This is a genomic window from Terriglobus sp. ADX1, from assembly GCF_036877645.1.
Lineage (GTDB): Bacteria > Acidobacteriota > Terriglobia > Terriglobales > Acidobacteriaceae > Terriglobus.
In genome coordinates, this window is the sequence record NZ_JAEDXV010000005.1 from 73,815 (window position 1) to 92,512 (window position 18,698).

Consider the following 18,698-nt stretch of genomic DNA (forward strand, 5'->3'; position numbering starts at 1 on the left):
GTAAGCCTTACGTTCAGGGCATTCTTGCTTGTTGGTCATGATCGACCACGAAGCCGATTCAAATCCCTGCGATCCCGCTTCGTGGGCCGCTCCGAACGATCCATCTCAAACCACGGATTCATCTTCTTCGCTTCCTGCTCGCGTTTACGGGCAGCCACGCTCTCTTCCGTCTCACGATACAGAGCCTGTGCCACCGCAGCAGGCCCACGCACGTCGCTCAACGCGAGCACGTCCACGGTGAACGTGCCTCCATCGTTGGTGATGCGGAGCAGATCGCCTGCCTTGATTTCGCGTGCAGGCTTCACCGGCTGATCGCGTAGCTTAATCCTGCCCAGCTCGCACGCCTTCACCGCCAGCGCGCGCGTCTTAAAGAAGCGCGCCCCCCACAACCATTTGTCCAGCCGAACCGAATCCATCTGCTCTCCATCTTGCCTTCCCGGCAACGGAAATAGCAAAGGATCAGGCCACAGCACTCTTCAGGGGGAGGATCTGCACCATGTCCAACGGTTGCGCTCGCTGCTCCAGAAACTGAATGCCAACATACATCAGCACAATGCCCGTTATACCGCGCCGCAGCGGCAGGTACTGGCTGCAAAGACACCGCTGCGCCAACGCACGATGGCTGTCGCGGGTCAGTTCCAGGCCGCTGCTCAGCAGCGCGCCATACACATCCGGCAACGACGCGGCTTGTGATTCCATCACCAACTCCAGCGAGTTGGCATCCAGCGTCTTGCGATCCAGAATCCAGCCACCGGCGTGGTCAATGGACACCCCTAACTCTGGCATCAGCGCGTTTCGGTCCAGGTAGGTAAAGCCGCGCAGTCGTAGTTCGGGCTGTCTTGCAGGATCGCTCACAACAAACATATCGGCCTGCCCACTAGCCCCGTGATGCCCTGCACTGCCCTGTTGCGGAACAGTTTGCCTCTATCGCAAAGTGCTCTTCTGATGTCTCATAAGACCAAGGACGGGATTTTCTCTTGATCGTTGGAACAGGTGTTGATCTGACCGAAATCTCACGGATTCAGGATTCCGTAAATCGGTTTGCCGATCGCTTTCTCAATCGCATCTACACACCACGCGAAATCGCCTATTGCATGCGCAAGAAGAACAGCGCAGAGAGCTTGGCGGCGCGCTTTGCCGCCAAGGAAGCCGGAGCCAAGGCGCTCGGCACGGGCATCTCCCGCGGCGTAAGCTGGCGTGAGATCGAGGTGACACATCTTCCCGGCGGGCGCCCCACCCTCCTCTTTCATGGCCGCGCAGCCGAAAGAGCCGCTACCATGGGAGTGACCGCCGCGCATCTGAGCCTGTCCCATGGCCGCGACCTTGCCATTGCACAGGTAGTTCTGGAAAGCATGCCGATGGCTTGAAACGAAAGTCCCCGGAATTGCATCCATTTAACGTAAGCTTTCGTTTGAAATGAACTGACCGGGGTACGCACCCACCGCTCAGCCAATCGTTGATCTAGTTGATCTATTAGGAGTAGCCCCGGACGCATGCCCAGCCAGAGTGAAGTGAAGTGGTCGCAGTTGAAGGTGGGTATTGTGGTCATCGTGTCGCTATCCCTGTTGATCACGCTGCTCTTCCTGATGACCAGTGCTCAGGGGTTGGGTCTGTTCTCCCACAAGCTGACCCTCTACACCTACTTTGAAAACGCCGCGGGCGTGAAAGAAGGCGCCGCCGTCAATCTGCAGGGCGTCACTATCGGCACCGTCAAGTCCGTCAACGTGGTGCACGACCCCAAGCGCAAGCTGACCCCCATTCAGGTGGTCATGCGCATTGACGGCAAGTTCCAGCAGGACCTGCACACCGACACACGGGCCTCGCTCTCTACCGTGGGCGTACTCGGCGACACCGTGATCGACCTGAACAGCCAGACCGCAAACGGTCCCGTTGTGCAGGATCGTGCTGAGCTGAAAACATTAGAAGCGCCGAATCTGCAGGACGTGGTCAAGGCTAGCCAGGGCACCATTGAGAGCCTGAACGTCATCCTCGCCAAAATGGATCGCATCGTGGATCAGATCGCTTCCGGCAAGGGTTCCGTCGGCGGACTCATCTACGACGACACGCTCTACAAGCGAGCCAACGCCACCATTGAAGAGCTACACACACTCGAAGTGAACCTGAACAACGGCAAAGGTTCCGTAGGCAAGCTGCTGCACGACGACAAGGTCTACAACAACCTGAACGAAACCACGACCAAGTTGAACAAGATCGTCGATGATCTTGCTGCTGGCAAAGGTTCCGCAGGCAAGCTGCTGCATGACGACGCGCTCTACAACAATCTGAACTCCACCCTTGCCCATGCAAACAACCTGCTGGCCGAGGCCGACGCCGGTAAGGGTGCACTTGGCCTGCTCACCAAGGACCCGGCCTTCGCAAGCAAGTTGAACGATACCGTCACGAACCTGAACGATATCCTTTCCGGCATCAACAAGGGAGAAGGTTCAGCAGGCCTCCTGGTAAAAGACCCGGCGCTGTATCACAACCTCGACAAGCTCGCCGTCGATTCGCAGATGCTGGTGAACACCATTCGCAGCGACCCGAAGAAGTACCTGACCATCCACTTCAAGGTCTTCTAAGCATTCGTTTCTAGCGATTCAGTTGAGCTGATCCCCTGGAGGATGAGACCCATCCCGGCTGCGAAGTCCTTGCGGTCGTCGTGTGAACGCAACCGTGCTGCCAGGCTGCGTACAAAGGGATACTCGTTCGGATCAAGCTGCGACCACGCAGTGGAGATGGTTTCCAAAAAGTCCGCTCTGTCCCGGCCATTGGCTCGTGCATATTGCCCGTTTGCAGCGTTGCGCCCACCCACACCAAAGATGTAGTTCAACAGAGTAGATGCAGCCACCCAATGCTTTGCCTTGGCCACGCCCATCGTACAAAGCTGATGACCAATGCGCTCCACCAGATGCAGCATGGGCGACTGCTGAGGTGCATGCATGAGTGCCGAACCCAGCCATGGGTGCGCGTCCATCGCATCGAACATCGCTAATCCCAGCACGCGGATATTCTCCTGCGGTGTTCCAGTCAACGATGTCTCACGCATGGTCTTTCCGATAAGGTCATCGCATGCGGCAGTTATCAGGTCGTTCTTATTGGCAACATGCCAGTAAAGGGCGCCAGGGCCGGTTGCGAGCCGTTCCGATAGCGCGCGAAATGTAAGCCCCTCTTCCCCGTTCTCATCCAGCAATGCAATCGCCGCCTGAATAATCTGCTCTCGTGAGAGTGACTCTTCTCGACGCGAACTTTTACCCATCGCGTTCGCTTTCTTGGCCATGTATCCATCTTGACACACAATGGAACATCGCTCCATACTTATGGAATGATGTTCCATAAGCTCTACAAGAGCGTTGGAGCCCAGGAGAAACCGGAGATGCACACTCCCATCGCAATCATTGGCGGCGGCCTCGGTGGTCTGACACTCGCTCGCGTCCTGCACCTTCACGGCATTGCGGCAACCGTCTTTGAGGCGGAAGCCTCAGCGGAAGCTCGCGGTCAGGGCGGGCTGCTTGACATCCATGATTACAACGGACAGCTTGCACTCAGGGACGCCGGACTCTTTGAAGAATTCCGTAGCCTCATTCAGGCCGAGGCGGAATCGCAGTACGTTCTGGATAAGGACGCCAATGTCCTCCTCTATCAGCCGGACAAAGGCAACGGCGGACGTCCCGAAGTACCTCGTGGCGAACTTCGCCGCATTCTTCTGGAATCACTTCCGGCGGATACCATCCACTGGGGCCACAAGGTTGTAATAGCGTCTTCGCTCGGCGATGGTAAACACTGTGTCACCTTTGCCAACGGCACAACCATCACCACCGATCTGCTCATCGGCGCTGACGGTGCATGGTCCAGGGTTCGACCACTGCTCTCTCAGGAGAAGCCGCAGTATCTGGGCACATCGTTCATCGAGACCTTCCTCTTCAATGGCCAGACTCGTCATCCCGCAAGCGCAAAAGTGGTAGGCAGCGGCACCATGATGGCGCTTGCGCCGGGGAAAGGCATCATGGCGCACTGTGAAGGCAAGGACACGCTGCACGCCTATGTGGCACTGAACAAGCCGCAGGCATGGCTCGACAGCATCGATCTTTCCGATCCAATCTCAACAGTGGAGCGCGTTGCTGCAGAGTTCAAAGGCTGGGCTCCTGCATTGACAGCACTCCTCACGGCTACAGAAACTTATCCCATCCTTCGCCCTGTCTACGCGCTTCCCACGGAACACAGATGGAGCCGCATTGCTGGCGTCACTCTGCTCGGCGACGCCGCGCACCTGATGTCGCCCTTTGCAGGGGAAGGAGCAAACCTCGCGATGTACGACGGCGCAGAACTTGCCAAAGCCATCGTCTCGCATTCCGGAGACACCGAGGCAGCACTGCTGGAATATGAAACTGCAATGTTTCCCCGTAGCGCATCTGCCGCAGCAGAGGCTGACCGCAACCTGAAACTCTTCTTCAACGAAAACTCACCACAGAGTGTCGTGGATTTATTTATGAGCTATCAGTCGGCAGTCGACGGCAGTCTTACGCGGTAAGCGCAATCGGCCGCACCTTCGCGAACACGGGCGACAACCCAAAGCTGATGACCAGATTCAACACCAGCGCAGGAATCGCAGCATACATGCTCCACGTCTGCCCGAAGACATGCAGCGGATACACGCCACTGCCCTTGAACTCCAGCGCAATCGCCATCCCTGATCCCCACACCATACCCGCGAGCCACCCTGCAAACACCGCCCACGGATGCAACGCGCGACGCTTCACAAACGCGCCGCACACCACTGCGGGAAACAACTGCGTAATCCAGATGCCGCCCAGCAACTGCATCTCAATCGCGTAGGACCCCGGCGTCTCCAACACGAATGCCAGTGCACCAAACTTCACAATCAGCGACACGATCTTAGCCTGCGCTGCTTCTTTCTGTGCAGTCAACGGCGTCTTCACAAACTCGCCCCACAGATTGCGCGTGAATAGATTCGCCGCAGCAATACTCATGATCGCCGCAGGCACCAGCGCGCCAATCGCCACAGCCGCCAGGCAGAATCCCGCAAACCACTCCGGAAACCCATTCAGGAACAACAGCGGAATCACTTCCGACTTATCCGCCGCCTTCACACCTGCCGCCAGCGCCACATACCCCAGCAACGCGAGCAATCCCAGCATCAATGTGTACGCCGGCAGCAGCGCAGCATTCCGTCGCAACGTCTGCGGACCGGACGAAGACAACGTCGCCGTGGAAGTATGCGGATACAGAATCAGCGCCAGAGCGGAACCAATTGCCAGCGTGGAATATGGCAGATACTGCCCCGCCTTCAGCAGCGTTCCACCCGGTGGCGAATGCTTCGGCAACTCCGCAGCTGCCACGGCAAAGATGTGCCCAAATCCACCCAACTTTGAAGGCAGCCAGATCACCGCGGCAATCACCATCACGTACAGCATGATGTCCTTCACCACCGCGATAATCGCAGGCGCGCGTAGACCAGCCGAGTAGGTATAGAACGCAAGAATCAGAAACGCGAGAATCAGCGGCCATTCGCCGCGCAACCCCATCGCTGCCAAGGCCACCTTCATGCCCACAAGCTGCAGCGCAATGTACGGCATGAGCGACAGAATGCCCGTAAGCGCAATCGCTACGGTCAGAGGACGAAACTCAAACCGCCCCTTCACGAAGTCCGCAAACGTGACATAGCCATTGCGGTGGCACACCGTCCACAGCTTCGGCAGCACCAGCATCATGTACGGATAAATCAGGATGGTGTACGGCACGGCGAAGAAACCAAGTGCGCCCGCACCATAGAGCGCCGCCGGAACCGCGATCACCGTATAGGCCGTGTACACATCGCCGCCAAGCAAAAACCAGGTGATCAGCGTGCCGAAAGAACGTCCGCCCAGCCCCCACTCTTCCAGCGAGTGCAGCCCCTCATCCGGGCGACGCCATTTTGCGGCAAGAAACCCCGCTACCGTTACCAGCGCAAACGCAACACAAAAAACCGCAAGCGCAACAGGATGCATGTTCCCCGCAAGAGCCATATTCATGGATAGGCGAATGGTAGCAAAATGGCGGCAACCCCTGCCTGTCGCCCATCCACGATAGACTGGAAAGCGGTATGCCGCCTATCATCGTCGCCCAGCAGCTCGGAAAAACGTATCGCAGCGGAAAGATTGAAACACACGCTCTGCGCGACGCCACCTTCACCATTGATCGCGGCGAGTTTGTCGCCATCGTCGGGCCCTCAGGCTCCGGCAAATCGACACTCTTTTACCTCCTTGGTGGCCTCACACGCGCCACCGGCGGCTCCGTCACCATTGACGGCGTGGACTTCAGTTCCCTCTCCGACGCGGAACGCACGCGCAAGCGCGGCCAGAAAATCGGCTTCATCTTCCAGCGTTTCAACCTGCTGCCCACCCTCACCGCGCGCGCAACGTAGAACTGGCGCACTCCATTGCGGATAACGGTCAGCCGTTGGACCAGAACCTGCTGCAGCACCTTGCGGAACTTCTTCGCATTGAGAATCGCCTGGACAGTCGTCCCAGCGAACTCTCCGGCGGTGAACAGCAGCGTGTTGCCATTGCACGCGCACTCATCACCCGCCCCGCCATCATCCTGGCTGACGAACCCACCGGCAATCTTGACACGGAAAACAGCGAAACCGTTCTGGAGATGCTGCGCCACGCCTCCAAGGAGCTTGGCCAGACCGTGCTGATGATCACGCACAACCCGGAAGCCGCAGCCATCGCCGACCGCACACTCTACGTGCGCGATGGTCGTCTGCACGACGCTCCCCCGCCACCGCGTGAATCGCGCAAATCGCTCATCGGCAGCCTGCTCGCAGGCTGAACAACAAGATCAATCGAAAGTGGGTGCCCAGGTTCGCGAAGCTAACCTGGGCATCGTGCTTTAGCACGATCCTGTGAACGAAGTCCGTCATCCTGAGCGAAACGAAGTGACGTCGAAGAACCCGCTTTCTTACCGTCCGCACACAAATGTCTCACACTGGCACTTGACGCCTATAGAGCTACGAACCTACGTTTGTCAGTACTCAAACGCTTGTTGATCGGAGCTCCCGTGCGTTCTCTTTCCCTACGCTCTCTGCCTCTTGCTGCCATCCTTCTCGCCGCAACAACAGTACACGCACAAAGCGCTCCGGCAACACCGCAAGCTGGCCCCAACATGCCATCGGCCACCGCCGTCACGCCACCGGCCAAGCCGGAAGACGTCGCAGGCATTCCCGTCAATTACGACGAAAGCAAGGTCGGCACCTACACGCTTCCAGACGCATTAAAGATGTCCGACGGCACGCCCGTCCGCGACGTGAAGACATGGGAGACCAAACGCCGACCGGAGATCGTGCGCATCTTTGAAACGCAGCAGTTCGGCATCGCACCCGGCAAGCCCGTGGGCGAAAACTTCGAAGTCTTCGACAAAGGCACACCTGCCCTCAACGGCAAGGCCATCCGCAAACAGGTTGTGATCTGGCTGAACAAGGAAAAGACCGGCCCACACATCAACCTGGTCGAATATCTCCCGGCAAACAAAGTCGCCGCGAAGAAGCGTACACCGGTATTGCTCAGCATCAACTTCGGCGCGCCACAGATGGCCTTTGATGATCCCGGCATCCGTCCCGTGGAAGTGTGGAATCCAAAGACCGGAAAACGCGAAATGCCCACGCGCGCCTTCGGCAAACTCAACGCAGACATCTTCCTTGACGCAGGCATCGGCATCGCCACGTTCTATTACGGCGACATCGATCCCGACTATCCCGCCGGTGTTCCCGATGGCGTACGCGCCATGAACATCAAGAGCAATGACGACCGCCCCGGTGACGCGTGGGGCTCCATCGCCGCGTGGGCATGGGGCATGAGCCGTGTTCAGGACTACTTCGAGACAGACAAAGACATCGACGCAAAGCGCGTCGCCGTTCACGGCATCTCACGCTTGGGAAAAACCGCTCTGTGGGCGGGCGCGCACGACCAACGCTTCGCTGCTGTCATTGCAAGCTGTGGCGGTGAAGGCGGAGGCGCACTCAGCCATCGCAACTATGGCGAAACCATCGCACACATGACCGCGCCCAGCCGCTACCCCTACCAGTTCGCCAAAAACTGGGCCAACTACGCAGGCTTTCCTGACACTGCACCGATGGACGCCAACATGCTCGTGGCACTCGTTGCGCCGCGTCCGCTGCTGCTGCAAACCGGCAACGTCGACTTCTGGAGCGATCCCAAAGGTGAGTTCCTCGCCGCCGTCGCCGCGGGGCCGGTCTACCGTCTTTACGGAAAGCAGGATCTGGGCACCGACGTATTACCTGCTGCAGGCGTGCCCATTCTGCACGACCTAAGCTACGAAATGCACAATGGCGGCCACGGCATGGTGCCCTCCGACTGGCCCGTTTACGTGGACTTTCTGAAGATGCACCTGCACCCGGAACGTTAGTTCATTTACTTAACTTAGTACCGACAATCTCATCTCCGCCCTGCAACACAATGCGGGAAACACCATCTCGCGTCTGCGGAAAGATAACCGTAGCCACGCGTCCATTGCTCAACAAACGACGCAGCGTCGTCGTTGCAGGATCAATGCGCTGCGCATCCAACGCAGCACCCAGCGTTGTTCCTAATGCAAACGTCACTGGCTTGCGATTCACCTTCACGGCTACCAGCAGGCTCACCGCTTCACGGAACGTAAGACACTCCACACCGGCAACACTCTTCGCAGCATCACAGCCATGCGCCTCCACACTCGCTGAAACGCGTTGCAAGACAGCGTCTTCGTTACCCATCAGCAAAATAGGAGGTCTCTGCACCGACGTTCCCGGTGTAAGGTTCTGCAAGAGCAGCCGCAGATGCGTTGCACTTTGCGTGAGCTTATCCAGGACGAAAATCTCATCCGGGCGTTCTCTCATATGCAGCGTCTCCGCACGCACCTGCTTCAGCCGCACACCATCGTCAGCGGCAATCACTTCATAATCTGCCTGCAACGATTGCAGCTCGCGACGCCCCCTGCGTTCGCCAAGAACACTGCGTTCTACCTGCAACACCATGCCTGGCTGCAGATTCGCAATGCCTTCACCGCTAAATCCATAACGCAACACCAACGCCTCATCCGCAGGCACAGGAATGGCATCGGCTATGGCCTGCTGCAACGAAGCCGTTGTCCATCCTGCACGAAAACATCCTGCACGTCTGCGCTCCGCAAGTTGTGCGACAAACGCGGTCCACTCCGTGCGAAGCTGAGATGCTGTATCCGCCACCTGCCATCCCTGCACGCTCGGACTCGTCATCGTCCATTGCGATGCAGCATTAGCTGGCGGCTGCAGTGAAAACACTTTGCCGGCAATCGAACAATCGGAACCGGAAGCAGCGCCCAGCACAATCGTCGTCTGCACCGTCAACTGGTGTGATGTGTCTGCAACAGAAGTCAACACGGGATAACCAGCCGCTTCCATCAAATGAATCGAAGGCGCATCCACTCGATGTGCGGCGCTGCATCCCATAAGAGCAATGCAGGCCGCCGCCATCGCCACTAAGAGAGAACAACACTTCATGGTGCCAGCGAGAAGTTCACGTTGATGGTTGTGTCCACCGCCGTCGGCTTCCCGTTCAGCAGATACGGTTTGTACGTCCACTGACGAACCGCCTCGATGGAAGAGTTCGACAATGCGCTATCCGGCGAACTAACGACTGCAATCTGTTCCACCTTGCCGTTCTCATCAATGATTGCGTGCAGCACCACTTCGCCCTGAATCTTTGCTTCCTTCGCAGAAGCCGGATACACAGGCGTTACCTTGGTCAGCGTGTTCCCCGCCATTACATTCGCAGGAACCTTCCTCGGCTTCTCACCTTCCTGCGGCGTAATCACTAACATCGGCGAGTCCAGCTTCGCAATCATCACCTGCGTCTTTGCCAGTTCAACACGCTGCACCGGCAACGCCTGCAACTGCATATCGAGCTGCATCTTCTGCTGATCCAGCTTTGCCTGCGATAGCTCCGCGTCTCGCGTTCTCACATGCACCTTCACGTCGTCCCCGCTCATCAACGGTGTGTCATGAATGACATGGACTGTTACTGCGCGTGGCGCACTCTGCTCCGCAACTTCTGACTGCGCCATGCGTAGCACCTGCTGCGCAGTGGCAATCTTGCTGCGGTCTTCATCCTTATCGGCCTTCGTCTCCGCTTCATGCAACCGGCGGCTTGCATCCAGAAGTTGCTTCTGCACGCGATGTCCGCTTGCCAGCGCTGGACCATGATCGTTCACCGTGACCATCGCCTGCGCTTCCACGGTCGTGTCCTTCTGCGGTGCAGCCAATGCAGGCTGTACCTGGATCATGCTCGCTGCTGCTACTCCTGTTGCAGCAATTGCAGCAGCAGCAAGTCCGCGCATCCATCGACTGCGAAGACTCATCGTTTCATTGTTCTTCATCATGGACCTCATACGTTCCTCCATGGCGCCCGTGGCGTCGAAGAGTTCGAGACCTGCCGTCGCAGGCCCTGTTTTTGACCGCAGCCAACTGTCGCGAGCAGTTGCTGCATACGTCTGTTCCATATCGAAAAGTCCCAGCCCCACGCCTCTTGTGAGGGTCGTAGCAAATGACATCCGCTCCGCCACACACAACAAAGCATCCGCGTAGCGCGACCATGATCCCATCCACGCCACCGCTTCTGCATCGCAGGCCATCTCACGCGTTTGCCGAATGCGCGACGCGATCCAGTTCGCCACAGGATGAAACTGCACCGGCAATAACAGCACGGAAGACACGGTATGCCAGAGAGGATCGCGGCGACAGAGGTGCGAAAGTTCGTGCGCCAATACCGCTTCCACTTCCTCATCGCTGAGTTCGTTTGCAGAATGGGCAGGCAACAACAATGTTGGCTGCACCACACCTGCCAGCAGCGGCCCCGCAATCTCATCGCTCATCGCAACCTGCGGTATGGGACAATCCATCACTTCACACTGCATCTGCATGGCCCGAACAAACCGTTGCGGAACATCCGCTGACGCTGCATGTACCAGCCGCCGTGCACGTCGCCATGCCATGCCAAATCGCAGACAAGCCAACACAAGCAGCAGCACATACGTCGCACTAATGGCACGCGCCACATGCGGCGGCAGCGCAAACGCAAAAGGCCGTACACCATCCACAGAATTGAAATGCTTGTGAACCATGCGCAACCAGAACGATTCACGCTGCATGGCTGGAACATTGTGCGCTGCATCATCGTTGGGATAGCTAATGGAAACCGCATCCACTTGCATCTGCGCGCGTGCCACACGATATCCCTGCCACGTCGACAACAGTGGTGCGACAACACACAGCAGCAACGTCATCACCCACAGTGCATGGGCGAAACGAATCTTCGGTTGCCCCACTCGCACCGCCAACCACGTTGCACATGCCAACAGCGGAACCTGCCACACAGCATGCAACGCAAAGGCGGCAATCACCTGGTCAAACAGACCGGGCGCGCTCATCCCCGCGCCTCTTTCGCGTCTTCGCGTTCCGCAGCCTGCAACGCCTTGCGTGCACGCTGCAGATCCTCCGCATCCACATGCCCGGCATCCACCATCGCCAGCAGCATGGCCTGCGCGTCGCCTGCAAACATGCGCTTCAACAGATCGCCAATCGCCGATCCCGCAGCACGTTCACGGCTCACCGTTGCACGATAGCGATACGCACGCCCCTCAGCAGTGCGTTTTACTCGCCCCTTACGCAACAACACCTGCAGCATCGTTCCAACGGTGTTGTAGGCCAGGTTGCCGTTCAACAGAGGAACAATCTCCGCGGCAGTGCTGGGACCCTGGTTCCACAGCACCTGCATAATTTCCAGTTCCAGCGGCGTGAGTGCGGTCTTATCAGAAGCGGCGGCGGACATTCGCTTTCGTTCCTCCTAAATCTTTAGGAGTAAGAATGCGCCTGTCCGCCGCCGTGTGTCAACTAAAAGTTTAGGAGTAACGTGCCCGTACTACCAGAGCACGCCGTGAACCGGTTCCGCTGCCGCAGGCAAAGAACGCTCGCCCAGAGACTGCCGCAGGTTGATTTCGATCGTCCGGCACATGGCTGTGAGCGGAATATCGTAGATCGTGTTGTCAAAAGGATCTTCCAGATCGCGCCCAATCTTATCCAGCGCAATGAAGATAAATCCCACCAACGTGGAACCCAGCGGTGTAAACCAGCCCATGTTCTGTACCAGTCCCAACGGAAGCAGAAGACAGTAGATTTTCACGAACAACTGCGGATAGAAGTCGTACTGCTTCGGCATGGGTGTGTTCTTGATGCGCTCCGAAGCACCCTGGAAATCGATCAGATCATTCAGCGTACCGTCCAGAGACGACCACTGCAGACTGTCAACCCAATCGTTCTCCAAAGCCTTCCGCGCCAGATCACCTTGCCACAACTGGAGTGTGAAGGCGACATTCTTCTGCTCCTTCAGCATCATCAAGTCATCTTCTGTCAGAAGACTGTGCAGCTCATCGAGCGGGGGCAAACCGCGCAACTGCTGTCGCAGAGCATGGACCCACGCAATCTGCAGATATATCATCCGCACCTGCATCGCACGAACCGCCTCTTGCTCCGCCGCCTTCTGCGGAGCAATGGCCGTGAGCACTTGACGCGCCCACGCTCTTGAGTTGTTCACAATGCCGCCCCAGATGGTGCGCGCCTCCCACCATCGTCCATAGCTGCTGTTGTTTCGGAAAGCAACAATCAGACCAATCGACGATCCGAACAATGCCAGAGGAATATGTGGCAACGCCAGCCAGTCCCAATGCGCAACCTTGTACAGCAGAACAATGGCACCGTCCCATAGAAACAACACAAGAAGCGGCATGCCCACATATTCCAGCAGTCTTCGAAGCTGCGGCGCGTGAGGAACGATCAAGCAGTGGCCTCCTGGGCTACGGATTCGCGAACTGACAGAAAGCGGTTCGCCGCTTCGTCATAGATACGCACGTCACCGTGACCAATGTCGTACACCCAACCAGAAAGCGTCAGGTCGCCGCGAGCGATGGCTCCTGCCACGGAAGGATGCGTACGCAGATGCTGCAACTGCAGCAACACATTTTGTTCTGTCATCGTAGGCAACGAGGGTTTCTCACCGTCCACCGTCTGCGCCACACGCTTTGCGGCGTCTGCATTGCGAAGCCAGCTCTTCACCGTAGGCAAAGCATCCAGCGCGCCTTCGCCAGCAAGAATGCCCTTCATCGCGCCGCAATCCGTATGACCGCAAACCACAGCATGACTCACCTTCAGCGCATCCACCGCATACTCAATCACGGCAGATACACCACCCATCATCTCGCCATAGGAAGGCACCATGTTGCCGACATTACGGGCGACGAAAATTTCACCAGGGCGACTATTCGTCAGTGCTTCCGGATCAATGCGTGAATCCGCGCATGTGATCAGCAGCGTATGGGGCTTCTGCGGGTGTGTGGCTGCGTATTCGTACTCTTCGCGGCGTGCCGGGTACACCTCACTTTGAAACTGTAGAATTCCGTGCTTCAGCTTCTCCAGGGTTTCATTGCTCTTGGCCATTCATCCATCTCCTGCGGAAAGTATCCAGTGTGTAAGTACGCATGACTTCTCTCATCGGAAGCAAAAAATGCTTTCAGACAGCGGTCGCTGTGCGCTTACCGGACGACGATGCTTTTCTCATGAAAGCACACGGTTTTGTTGCAACGCTTCACCTTGTTTTGCGCTCTAAGTGCGCAACGGCTGGGGCTTATCCTTTCACGAAATGGGAAGGAATGGCGATACGAACTTTTCGCAGCCACGCTGTAAGGAGACAATGGCAACATGGCAGACGTTTCAGCATCCGGCATAAAGAAGAACATGACAGAAAACCTTCTGAGCCGACGTCGTTTTCTGAGTTGCGCAAGCATTGCAGGCACCGCAGCAATCACCGTCGGATGCGGCGACCCCACGCCCTACGTCGATGCCGCAACGCAACCGGAAATTGACACGCTGAACTTCGCCCTGAACATTGAGTATCTGCAGGCCACGATCTATTCCTACGTCGTCACCGGTAAAGATCTGGATAGCTCCCTGACCGGTGGAGGCCCCGCCCCTACAGGTGCCCCGGGGCAGTTAACCTTCCCGAACCAGCAGATCGCCGACCTCTTCGCTGAAGTTTATTTTGATGAGATTTCACATGTCTCTGCGCTGCGAACCGCGGTCGGCAGCGGCCTGGCCATCGCGCGCCCCCAACTCAATCTTTCTGCCATTACTGCCATCAATGCCTCCAACATCATCCCTATTGCACGGCTGCTGGAAGATGTCGGGGTCACGGCTTATGCGGGCATCATGGCCAAACTCAGCAGCAACAACGCCACCGCGTTGGCCCAAATGCTGGCCGCGGAAGGCTTCCATGCCGGCGCACTTCGCCTCATCGCTATCCAACAGAACTCCGGCTACCCCAGCAGCCTTCCCGGTTATGTCCCGGCAGACGGCTATGACATCAAACCGGGCGATCCCGGCACCGTTGCGCTCGCCCAGCAAGGCCCCACAACGGCGAATGGCGGCTTCTTTGACACAGCGGCCAACGGCGTTCCCGGCCAGACCAACACCTTCAACGGCTTCGCCTACCAGCGATCCACCTCGCAGACACTGGCCATTCTGTACAACAACACCTCCACCGGAACCGCCAAAGGCGCATTCTTCCCCAACGGTGTAAATGGCAACATCACTACCGTGTAACCAAAAAAACGGCAGTACAGCCCACATTCTGCTGCAATCTATGCGGCCTGCGTTGCTATTCTTGGAGACGTGCGTACCTCCGCCCTTCTTCTCCTCTCTGCCGTTGCCCTCATCCCTCTGACCGGTTGCCAGAGCAGACCCGCTTCCGCAGCGGAAGCAGCCGTGAAGCCGCAGCACAAGTAAACGATGCACGCCGCGATCTGGCCCAGATTCCGCCGCCGTCAAAGACTCTGTACATGTCCGTAAGCTCCATCTCCGGCTGGCAGAACCCTTCGCTCACCGTGCAGGAAAAAATGATCACCCTCCACGTGCTCATGCCGGATGCCAACCCCAGCGATCTGGGCAAGGGCACCATGCTGCGCCCTGAGGCGGCACGTCGCCAAATCCTGAACATTGACCCCTCAAATCTGGCGGAAGCGCTCAACGCGATTCCCAAGGAAGCGTGGCCTTACGGTCGCGTCGTTGCCATTGAAGAAGCGCATGACGCACCGGAAGTCGCCCGTCGCCAGCTTCGCATCAACATGGAAAAAGCCATGGACACGCTGAACTCTATCGGCGTCGTCGCTGACGAATGGAACAACGACCGCCCCGTCGGCGTCCGCTAAAAGATCTTCGGGGCACAAATGAAGAAAGGCCGCTCAGTGAGCGGCCTTTCTTTTTTCTTTAGGATGCGGCGTTACTTGCTGGCGACCTCGCTGCCGATTTCGCTTGCTGCAATCCGTAGATAATTGTGCGGGTTCACTGGCACATTGCGCAGACGCACCTCGTAATGAACATGCGCGCCGGTCGAACGGCCGCTGGTGCCCACATAACCGATAATCTGTCCGCGCACCACCTGCTCACCCGCCGAAACATGGAAGCCGGACATGTGCGCATAGGTCGTCTCTACGCCGCCACCGTGGTTAATCACCACCTCGCGGCCATAACCGTTCCCCAAGCCAGCCATCTGCACCACGCCATCGGCCGTCGCGCGGATAGGAGTGCCGTATGGTGCAGAGATATCCACGCCCTTGTGGAACTCACCTTCACCATTGCCAAGGATCGGATCCTGCCGTCCGCCAAAGGGAGACGTGATGGAACCCAGCACAGGCCACAGCGTAGGAAGATTGGCACCGGTCAAATTCGCTCCGATACCGAAACTCCCCAAACCAGAAGGATTAAAGCTATTCGAAATCGCACGCGACATGGAACCATCCATTGCCGTGTTCCGCAACGAATAGAACGTCTGCAGCGACTTGTAATAGTTCGCATTGCTGAAACCGTTCTCTGCTGAGGTCGATTCCGGTGCCGCGATAGTGGCAGTTTCGGTTCCGGCAGACTTGCGGCCACGCCCGAACACGCCCTGCGTGCTGCTGGCAATGCCCTTCGCGGTCAGGCCGTACAGCGCGGAAACCTCGCTGGCAAGCGCGCCCAACGACGCCGCCTGGACTTCCTTCTCATGCTCACGCTTCTGTAGCTTCGCGTAATCGCCAAGAAGTGTATTGTGTTCCTGCCGAAGCTGATTAAAACGCTCCGTTTTCAATAACATACGCGAATACGATCCAGCCAGACCAGCGATCGTGAACAGGCCCACCACCGCCGCGCCAGCAAACATCCAGGCAAACTTCAGCGGCACAGGAACCCTGCGCAACGATCCGTCTTCCTCGCGTGAAACCAGTACTACGTAAAAACTCTTCTTCAAACCAAGCTCATCCTGCGAACCAAGAAGCGAAAATGCGATTCGCCGATCTTGATTCAGAAATGCGAGTTACCAGATCGTTCCGACTCTTCAAGTTTACCCGTCGGGAAGCTGTCTGGTAAACACGGGTTGCCTCGTCCACGGTGAGAGTTCTGCGAATTCTTTCCCGACACTAATAAATACGCGCCGCCTTTGCAGAAAGACGAACTTTTTCGCCGGTATCCTGAATGACGTGGCCAGCGGCGAACTCCAATTCATCCGTAATCTTCGCAGTCGCGCCGGACGCCCCGGCGGCACGGTCCGCCTCGGAATCGGGGATGACTGCGCCGTTCTACGCCCTCCCAAAGGCCACGATGTCCTTGTAACCACTGACTTTTCCCTGGAAGGCCGCCACTTTCACCGCGACTGGCACCCCGCCGCCTCAGCCGGGCACCGCTGCCTGGCCCGAGGTCTGAGCGACCTCGCCGCGATGGGCGCACACCCCATGGCTGCCTTCCTGTCTCTGGCTCTGCCCGCTGGCTTCACTCGCCGCGCCGCAAACCGCAAGTGGCTCGACGACTTTCTGGGTGGCTTGCTTCATCTGGCGAAACAAACCAAAACACCCCTTGCAGGCGGCGACACCTCCACCGCTCCCGGCGACGCCATCCTCGCGGACATGGTTCTGCTCGGCTCCGTACCGGCAGGCACAGAACTCCGCCGTAGCAAGGCGCGCCCTGGAGACATCCTGTACGTCACTGGCTACCTCGGAGGAGCATCCGCAGAATTGGCCGCGCTGGCGCAGACTCCCCGACGCTTCCGCAGCGCCAACCCCACCGGCGACCACCCGCACCTTTACCCGCAGCCCCAGCTCCGCATTGGCCACCGGCTCCGCGGCCTGGCGTCCGCAGCCATCGACATCAGCGACGGTCTTTCTACCGACCTGACGCATCTCTGCGAAGAGTCCCGCGTAGGCGCCATCATCGATGCAGAATCGCTGCCACTGCACCCGCTTCTGAACAGCAAAGGAGACGCATTGCAGCAGGCCTTGCACGGCGGCGAGGATTACCAGCTTCTGTTCACCGCGCCCGCCAGCAGCAAAATCCCACGCAGCATCAGCGGCACTCCAATCACCCGCATCGGCGAAATCGTCCGCGGCAAAGACATCACACTGCGCAACAACGGCAAACCAGAACGGCTACAGCCCGCTGGATGGGAGCACTCACTATGACCGACCACTTCCCCCACAGCTGGCAGGCAACAATCCTCAACGGTCCGCCCATGATCATGCCCACGCGCCACTTCGTCTTTCCGCTGGCCATTCCGGGAGAAGAAGACGCGCTAGCCCGTGGCGCTCTCTGGCTCAACGTAAAACCCGCGGAAGAATCGAACTTCGTAGCGCAGTGCGCACTCGGCTTCTCGGATAAGAACCTCGCCACCGGCCTGTGGTCCACGCCCAACGCGGATCATCTCCTCGCCATCGCCGGTGGATACGCCTATCGCATCCCCACCAGCCAACCCGAATCCACCGCACTGCTGCCGATCCGTCCCGTAGTCAGCGTCCACGCCGCACCAGAGGCAGAGGCGCTTGTCCTCATTGGCTTCCACGACGCCGTCATCCTCACCGCAGACGGTATGTGGCAAAGCCCCAAACTTACCTGGGAAGGCGTCACAGAAGTCGCCGTCGACGGAACCATCCTCCGAGGCAAGGGCTGGCACATGCCATCGGATAAGGAGTTCCCCTTCGCACTCGACCTGCGCACACAAACCCTGACGGGCGGCGGCTTCAACCCTTAATCGGCAGTATCCATCGCATAAAAACTCAGCGCCGCATCACCCTGCAACAACGTCCGCGTCCGTTGCAAAACACCATAGCGATCCAGCAACGTCTGCTTGCGCGTATGCTCTGCAATCACCAGCGAATCGGTATTCACCAGTTCATTTCCCGCATCGCCGAGCGTGGTCAGCGTCTTGCGATATTCTTCTGCCTCTTCATACGGCGGATCCAGAAACACCACATCCAGCGGCTTCCCTGACAGCCGCTTTAGCAATGGCGCAGTCCCGCCAGCTTCCACCTGAAATCCACCCGCAATGCCCAGCGTCCGCAGATTCCCACGAATCGCCGTCAGCGCCGCGGCGTTCTTCTCGGCAAAGAAAACCTCAGCAGCCCCGCGCGAAATCGCCTCAATACCCACCGCACCGGAGCCGGCATACAGATCGGCAAACCGGGCATCCGGCACCCGCGCCGCAATCACATTGAAAAGAGTCTCGCGCAGCCTGTCACTCGTAGGCCGTGTAGCCAACCCTTTTGGAGCCCCCAACACTCGCGAACGGTATGTTCCCGCAATCACACGCATAAAC

At 58.1% G+C, this 18,698-nt stretch carries 19 protein-coding genes and 1 pseudogene; 9 read left to right on the forward strand and 11 right to left on the reverse strand.

Features of this window, described 5'->3' with window-relative positions:
* Positions 1–35 precede the first annotated feature (35 nt).
* Together JAO32_RS05080 and JAO32_RS05085 are read right to left on the reverse strand one after the other, a co-directional pair.
* The gene (locus JAO32_RS05080; protein ID WP_334238151.1) at positions 36–416 is read right to left on the reverse strand and encodes an RNA-binding S4 domain-containing protein; all 381 of its coding nucleotides are present in this window, start codon (positions 414–416) and stop codon (positions 36–38) included.
* A gap of 43 nt (positions 417–459) precedes the next feature.
* Positions 460–864 carry a hypothetical protein gene (locus tag JAO32_RS05085; protein WP_334238152.1) on the reverse strand — a complete coding sequence of 135 codons (405 nt, stop codon included), beginning with the start codon at positions 862–864 and terminating at the stop codon, positions 460–462.
* 113 nt (positions 865–977) lie between these two features.
* On the opposite strand from JAO32_RS05085, the gene acpS reads away from it, so the two are divergent.
* Positions 978–1,367, forward strand: coding sequence for a holo-ACP synthase (gene acpS / locus JAO32_RS05090; protein ID WP_334238154.1), 390 nt, complete (start codon positions 978–980; stop codon positions 1,365–1,367).
* Between the two features lie 126 nt (positions 1,368–1,493).
* On the forward strand, positions 1,494–2,579 hold the full coding sequence (locus JAO32_RS05095; RefSeq protein ID WP_334238156.1) for an MlaD family protein: 1,086 nt from the start codon (positions 1,494–1,496) through the stop codon (positions 2,577–2,579).
* Here the strand turns inward: JAO32_RS05095 and JAO32_RS05100 are convergent.
* Entirely contained in the window at positions 2,576–3,277 is a 702-nt protein-coding gene (locus tag JAO32_RS05100) for a TetR/AcrR family transcriptional regulator (RefSeq protein ID WP_334238158.1), read from the reverse strand. The genes JAO32_RS05095 and JAO32_RS05100 overlap by 4 nt on opposite strands.
* A 96-nt stretch (positions 3,278–3,373) precedes the next feature.
* Between JAO32_RS05100 and JAO32_RS05105 the strand changes: the two genes are divergently transcribed.
* Positions 3,374–4,528, forward strand: coding sequence for an FAD-dependent oxidoreductase (locus JAO32_RS05105; protein ID WP_334238161.1), 1,155 nt, complete (start codon positions 3,374–3,376; stop codon positions 4,526–4,528).
* Here JAO32_RS05105 and mctP read toward each other — a convergent pair.
* Complete coding sequence (gene mctP / locus JAO32_RS05110) at positions 4,518–6,029, reverse strand: monocarboxylate uptake permease MctP (RefSeq protein WP_334238163.1); 1,512 nt, start codon at positions 6,027–6,029, stop codon at positions 4,518–4,520. The two genes, JAO32_RS05105 and mctP, sit on opposite strands and share 11 nt — an antisense overlap.
* Positions 6,030–6,100: 71 nt before the next feature.
* Between mctP and JAO32_RS05115 the strand changes: the two are divergent.
* Both JAO32_RS05115 and JAO32_RS05120 read left to right on the forward strand, forming a co-directional pair.
* Positions 6,101–6,831: pseudogene (locus JAO32_RS05115) on the forward strand (ABC transporter ATP-binding protein).
* A gap of 228 nt (positions 6,832–7,059) precedes the next feature.
* The gene (locus JAO32_RS05120) at positions 7,060–8,424 is read left to right on the forward strand and encodes an alpha/beta hydrolase family protein (protein ID WP_334238164.1); all 1,365 of its coding nucleotides are present in this window, start codon (positions 7,060–7,062) and stop codon (positions 8,422–8,424) included.
* 1 nt (position 8,425) lies between these two features.
* Here JAO32_RS05120 and JAO32_RS05125 read toward each other — a convergent pair whose 3' ends face one another.
* The 5 genes from JAO32_RS05125 to JAO32_RS05145 form a co-directional block, all read right to left on the reverse strand.
* Positions 8,426–9,535: a hypothetical protein gene (locus JAO32_RS05125; protein ID WP_334238166.1), complete on the reverse strand. Its 1,110-nt coding sequence runs from the start codon at positions 9,533–9,535 to the stop codon at positions 8,426–8,428.
* On the reverse strand, positions 9,532–11,460 hold the full coding sequence (locus tag JAO32_RS05130) for a M56 family metallopeptidase (RefSeq protein ID WP_334238168.1): 1,929 nt from the start codon (positions 11,458–11,460) through the stop codon (positions 9,532–9,534). Before JAO32_RS05130 ends, JAO32_RS05125 begins: the two co-directional genes overlap by 4 nt.
* The gene (locus JAO32_RS05135) at positions 11,457–11,861 is read right to left on the reverse strand and encodes a BlaI/MecI/CopY family transcriptional regulator (RefSeq protein ID WP_334238170.1); all 405 of its coding nucleotides are present in this window, start codon (positions 11,859–11,861) and stop codon (positions 11,457–11,459) included. Before JAO32_RS05135 ends, JAO32_RS05130 begins: the two co-directional genes overlap by 4 nt.
* Positions 11,862–11,951: 90 nt before the next feature.
* Positions 11,952–12,866, reverse strand: coding sequence for a bestrophin family protein (locus JAO32_RS05140; protein ID WP_334238172.1), 915 nt, complete (start codon positions 12,864–12,866; stop codon positions 11,952–11,954).
* On the reverse strand, positions 12,863–13,522 hold the full coding sequence (locus JAO32_RS05145; RefSeq protein ID WP_334238174.1) for a carbonic anhydrase: 660 nt from the start codon (positions 13,520–13,522) through the stop codon (positions 12,863–12,865). The genes JAO32_RS05140 and JAO32_RS05145 overlap by 4 nt, the downstream gene beginning before the upstream one ends.
* Before the next feature lie 261 nt (positions 13,523–13,783).
* Between JAO32_RS05145 and JAO32_RS05150 the strand changes: the two genes are divergently transcribed.
* A complete protein-coding gene (locus tag JAO32_RS05150) occupies positions 13,784–14,683 on the forward strand; it encodes a ferritin-like domain-containing protein (protein WP_334238176.1) in 900 nt (299 codons plus the stop codon).
* Positions 14,684–14,808: 125 nt separating this feature from the next.
* Positions 14,809–15,288, forward strand: coding sequence for a hypothetical protein (locus JAO32_RS05155; RefSeq protein WP_334238179.1), 480 nt, complete (start codon positions 14,809–14,811; stop codon positions 15,286–15,288).
* A gap of 71 nt (positions 15,289–15,359) precedes the next feature.
* Here the strand turns inward: JAO32_RS05155 and JAO32_RS05160 are convergent, their stop codons facing one another.
* Complete coding sequence (locus JAO32_RS05160; protein WP_334238181.1) at positions 15,360–16,364, reverse strand: M23 family metallopeptidase; 1,005 nt, start codon at positions 16,362–16,364, stop codon at positions 15,360–15,362.
* A gap of 229 nt (positions 16,365–16,593) precedes the next feature.
* Here JAO32_RS05160 and thiL point away from each other — a divergent pair, with 229 nt between their 5' ends.
* The gene (gene thiL / locus JAO32_RS05165; protein ID WP_334238184.1) at positions 16,594–17,568 is read left to right on the forward strand and encodes a thiamine-phosphate kinase; all 975 of its coding nucleotides are present in this window, start codon (positions 16,594–16,596) and stop codon (positions 17,566–17,568) included.
* Complete coding sequence (locus tag JAO32_RS05170) at positions 17,565–18,134, forward strand: hypothetical protein (RefSeq protein WP_334238186.1); 570 nt, start codon at positions 17,565–17,567, stop codon at positions 18,132–18,134. The genes thiL and JAO32_RS05170 overlap by 4 nt, the downstream gene beginning before the upstream one ends.
* On the opposite strand, the gene rsmD is transcribed toward JAO32_RS05170, so the two are convergent.
* The gene (rsmD, locus tag JAO32_RS05175; protein WP_334238188.1) at positions 18,131–18,694 is read right to left on the reverse strand and encodes a 16S rRNA (guanine(966)-N(2))-methyltransferase RsmD; all 564 of its coding nucleotides are present in this window, start codon (positions 18,692–18,694) and stop codon (positions 18,131–18,133) included. The genes JAO32_RS05170 and rsmD overlap by 4 nt on opposite strands.
* Positions 18,695–18,698 lie beyond the last annotated feature (4 nt).

Bases quoted from the DNA above. Each gene is read 5' to 3' on its own strand.
- JAO32_RS05125 (WP_334238166.1), bottom strand. From the start codon at position 9,535: ATGAAGTGTTGTTCTCTCTTAGTGGCGATGGCGGCGGCCTGCATTGCT.
- JAO32_RS05170 (WP_334238186.1), top strand. From the start codon at position 17,565: ATGACCGACCACTTCCCCCACAGCTGGCAGGCAACAATCCTCAACGGT.
- JAO32_RS05105 (WP_334238161.1), top strand. From the start codon at position 3,374: ATGCACACTCCCATCGCAATCATTGGCGGCGGCCTCGGTGGTCTGACA.
- rsmD (WP_334238188.1), bottom strand. From the start codon at position 18,694: ATGCGTGTGATTGCGGGAACATACCGTTCGCGAGTGTTGGGGGCTCCA.
- JAO32_RS05080 (WP_334238151.1), bottom strand. From the start codon at position 416: ATGGATTCGGTTCGGCTGGACAAATGGTTGTGGGGGGCGCGCTTCTTT.
- JAO32_RS05100 (WP_334238158.1), bottom strand. From the start codon at position 3,277: ATGGCCAAGAAAGCGAACGCGATGGGTAAAAGTTCGCGTCGAGAAGAG.
- JAO32_RS05095 (WP_334238156.1), top strand. From the start codon at position 1,494: ATGCCCAGCCAGAGTGAAGTGAAGTGGTCGCAGTTGAAGGTGGGTATT.
- JAO32_RS05130 (WP_334238168.1), bottom strand. From the start codon at position 11,460: ATGAGCGCGCCCGGTCTGTTTGACCAGGTGATTGCCGCCTTTGCGTTG.
- JAO32_RS05150 (WP_334238176.1), top strand. From the start codon at position 13,784: ATGGCAGACGTTTCAGCATCCGGCATAAAGAAGAACATGACAGAAAAC.
- JAO32_RS05145 (WP_334238174.1), bottom strand. From the start codon at position 13,522: ATGGCCAAGAGCAATGAAACCCTGGAGAAGCTGAAGCACGGAATTCTA.
- mctP (WP_334238163.1), bottom strand. From the start codon at position 6,029: ATGAATATGGCTCTTGCGGGGAACATGCATCCTGTTGCGCTTGCGGTT.
- JAO32_RS05135 (WP_334238170.1), bottom strand. From the start codon at position 11,861: ATGTCCGCCGCCGCTTCTGATAAGACCGCACTCACGCCGCTGGAACTG.
- JAO32_RS05085 (WP_334238152.1), bottom strand. From the start codon at position 864: ATGTTTGTTGTGAGCGATCCTGCAAGACAGCCCGAACTACGACTGCGC.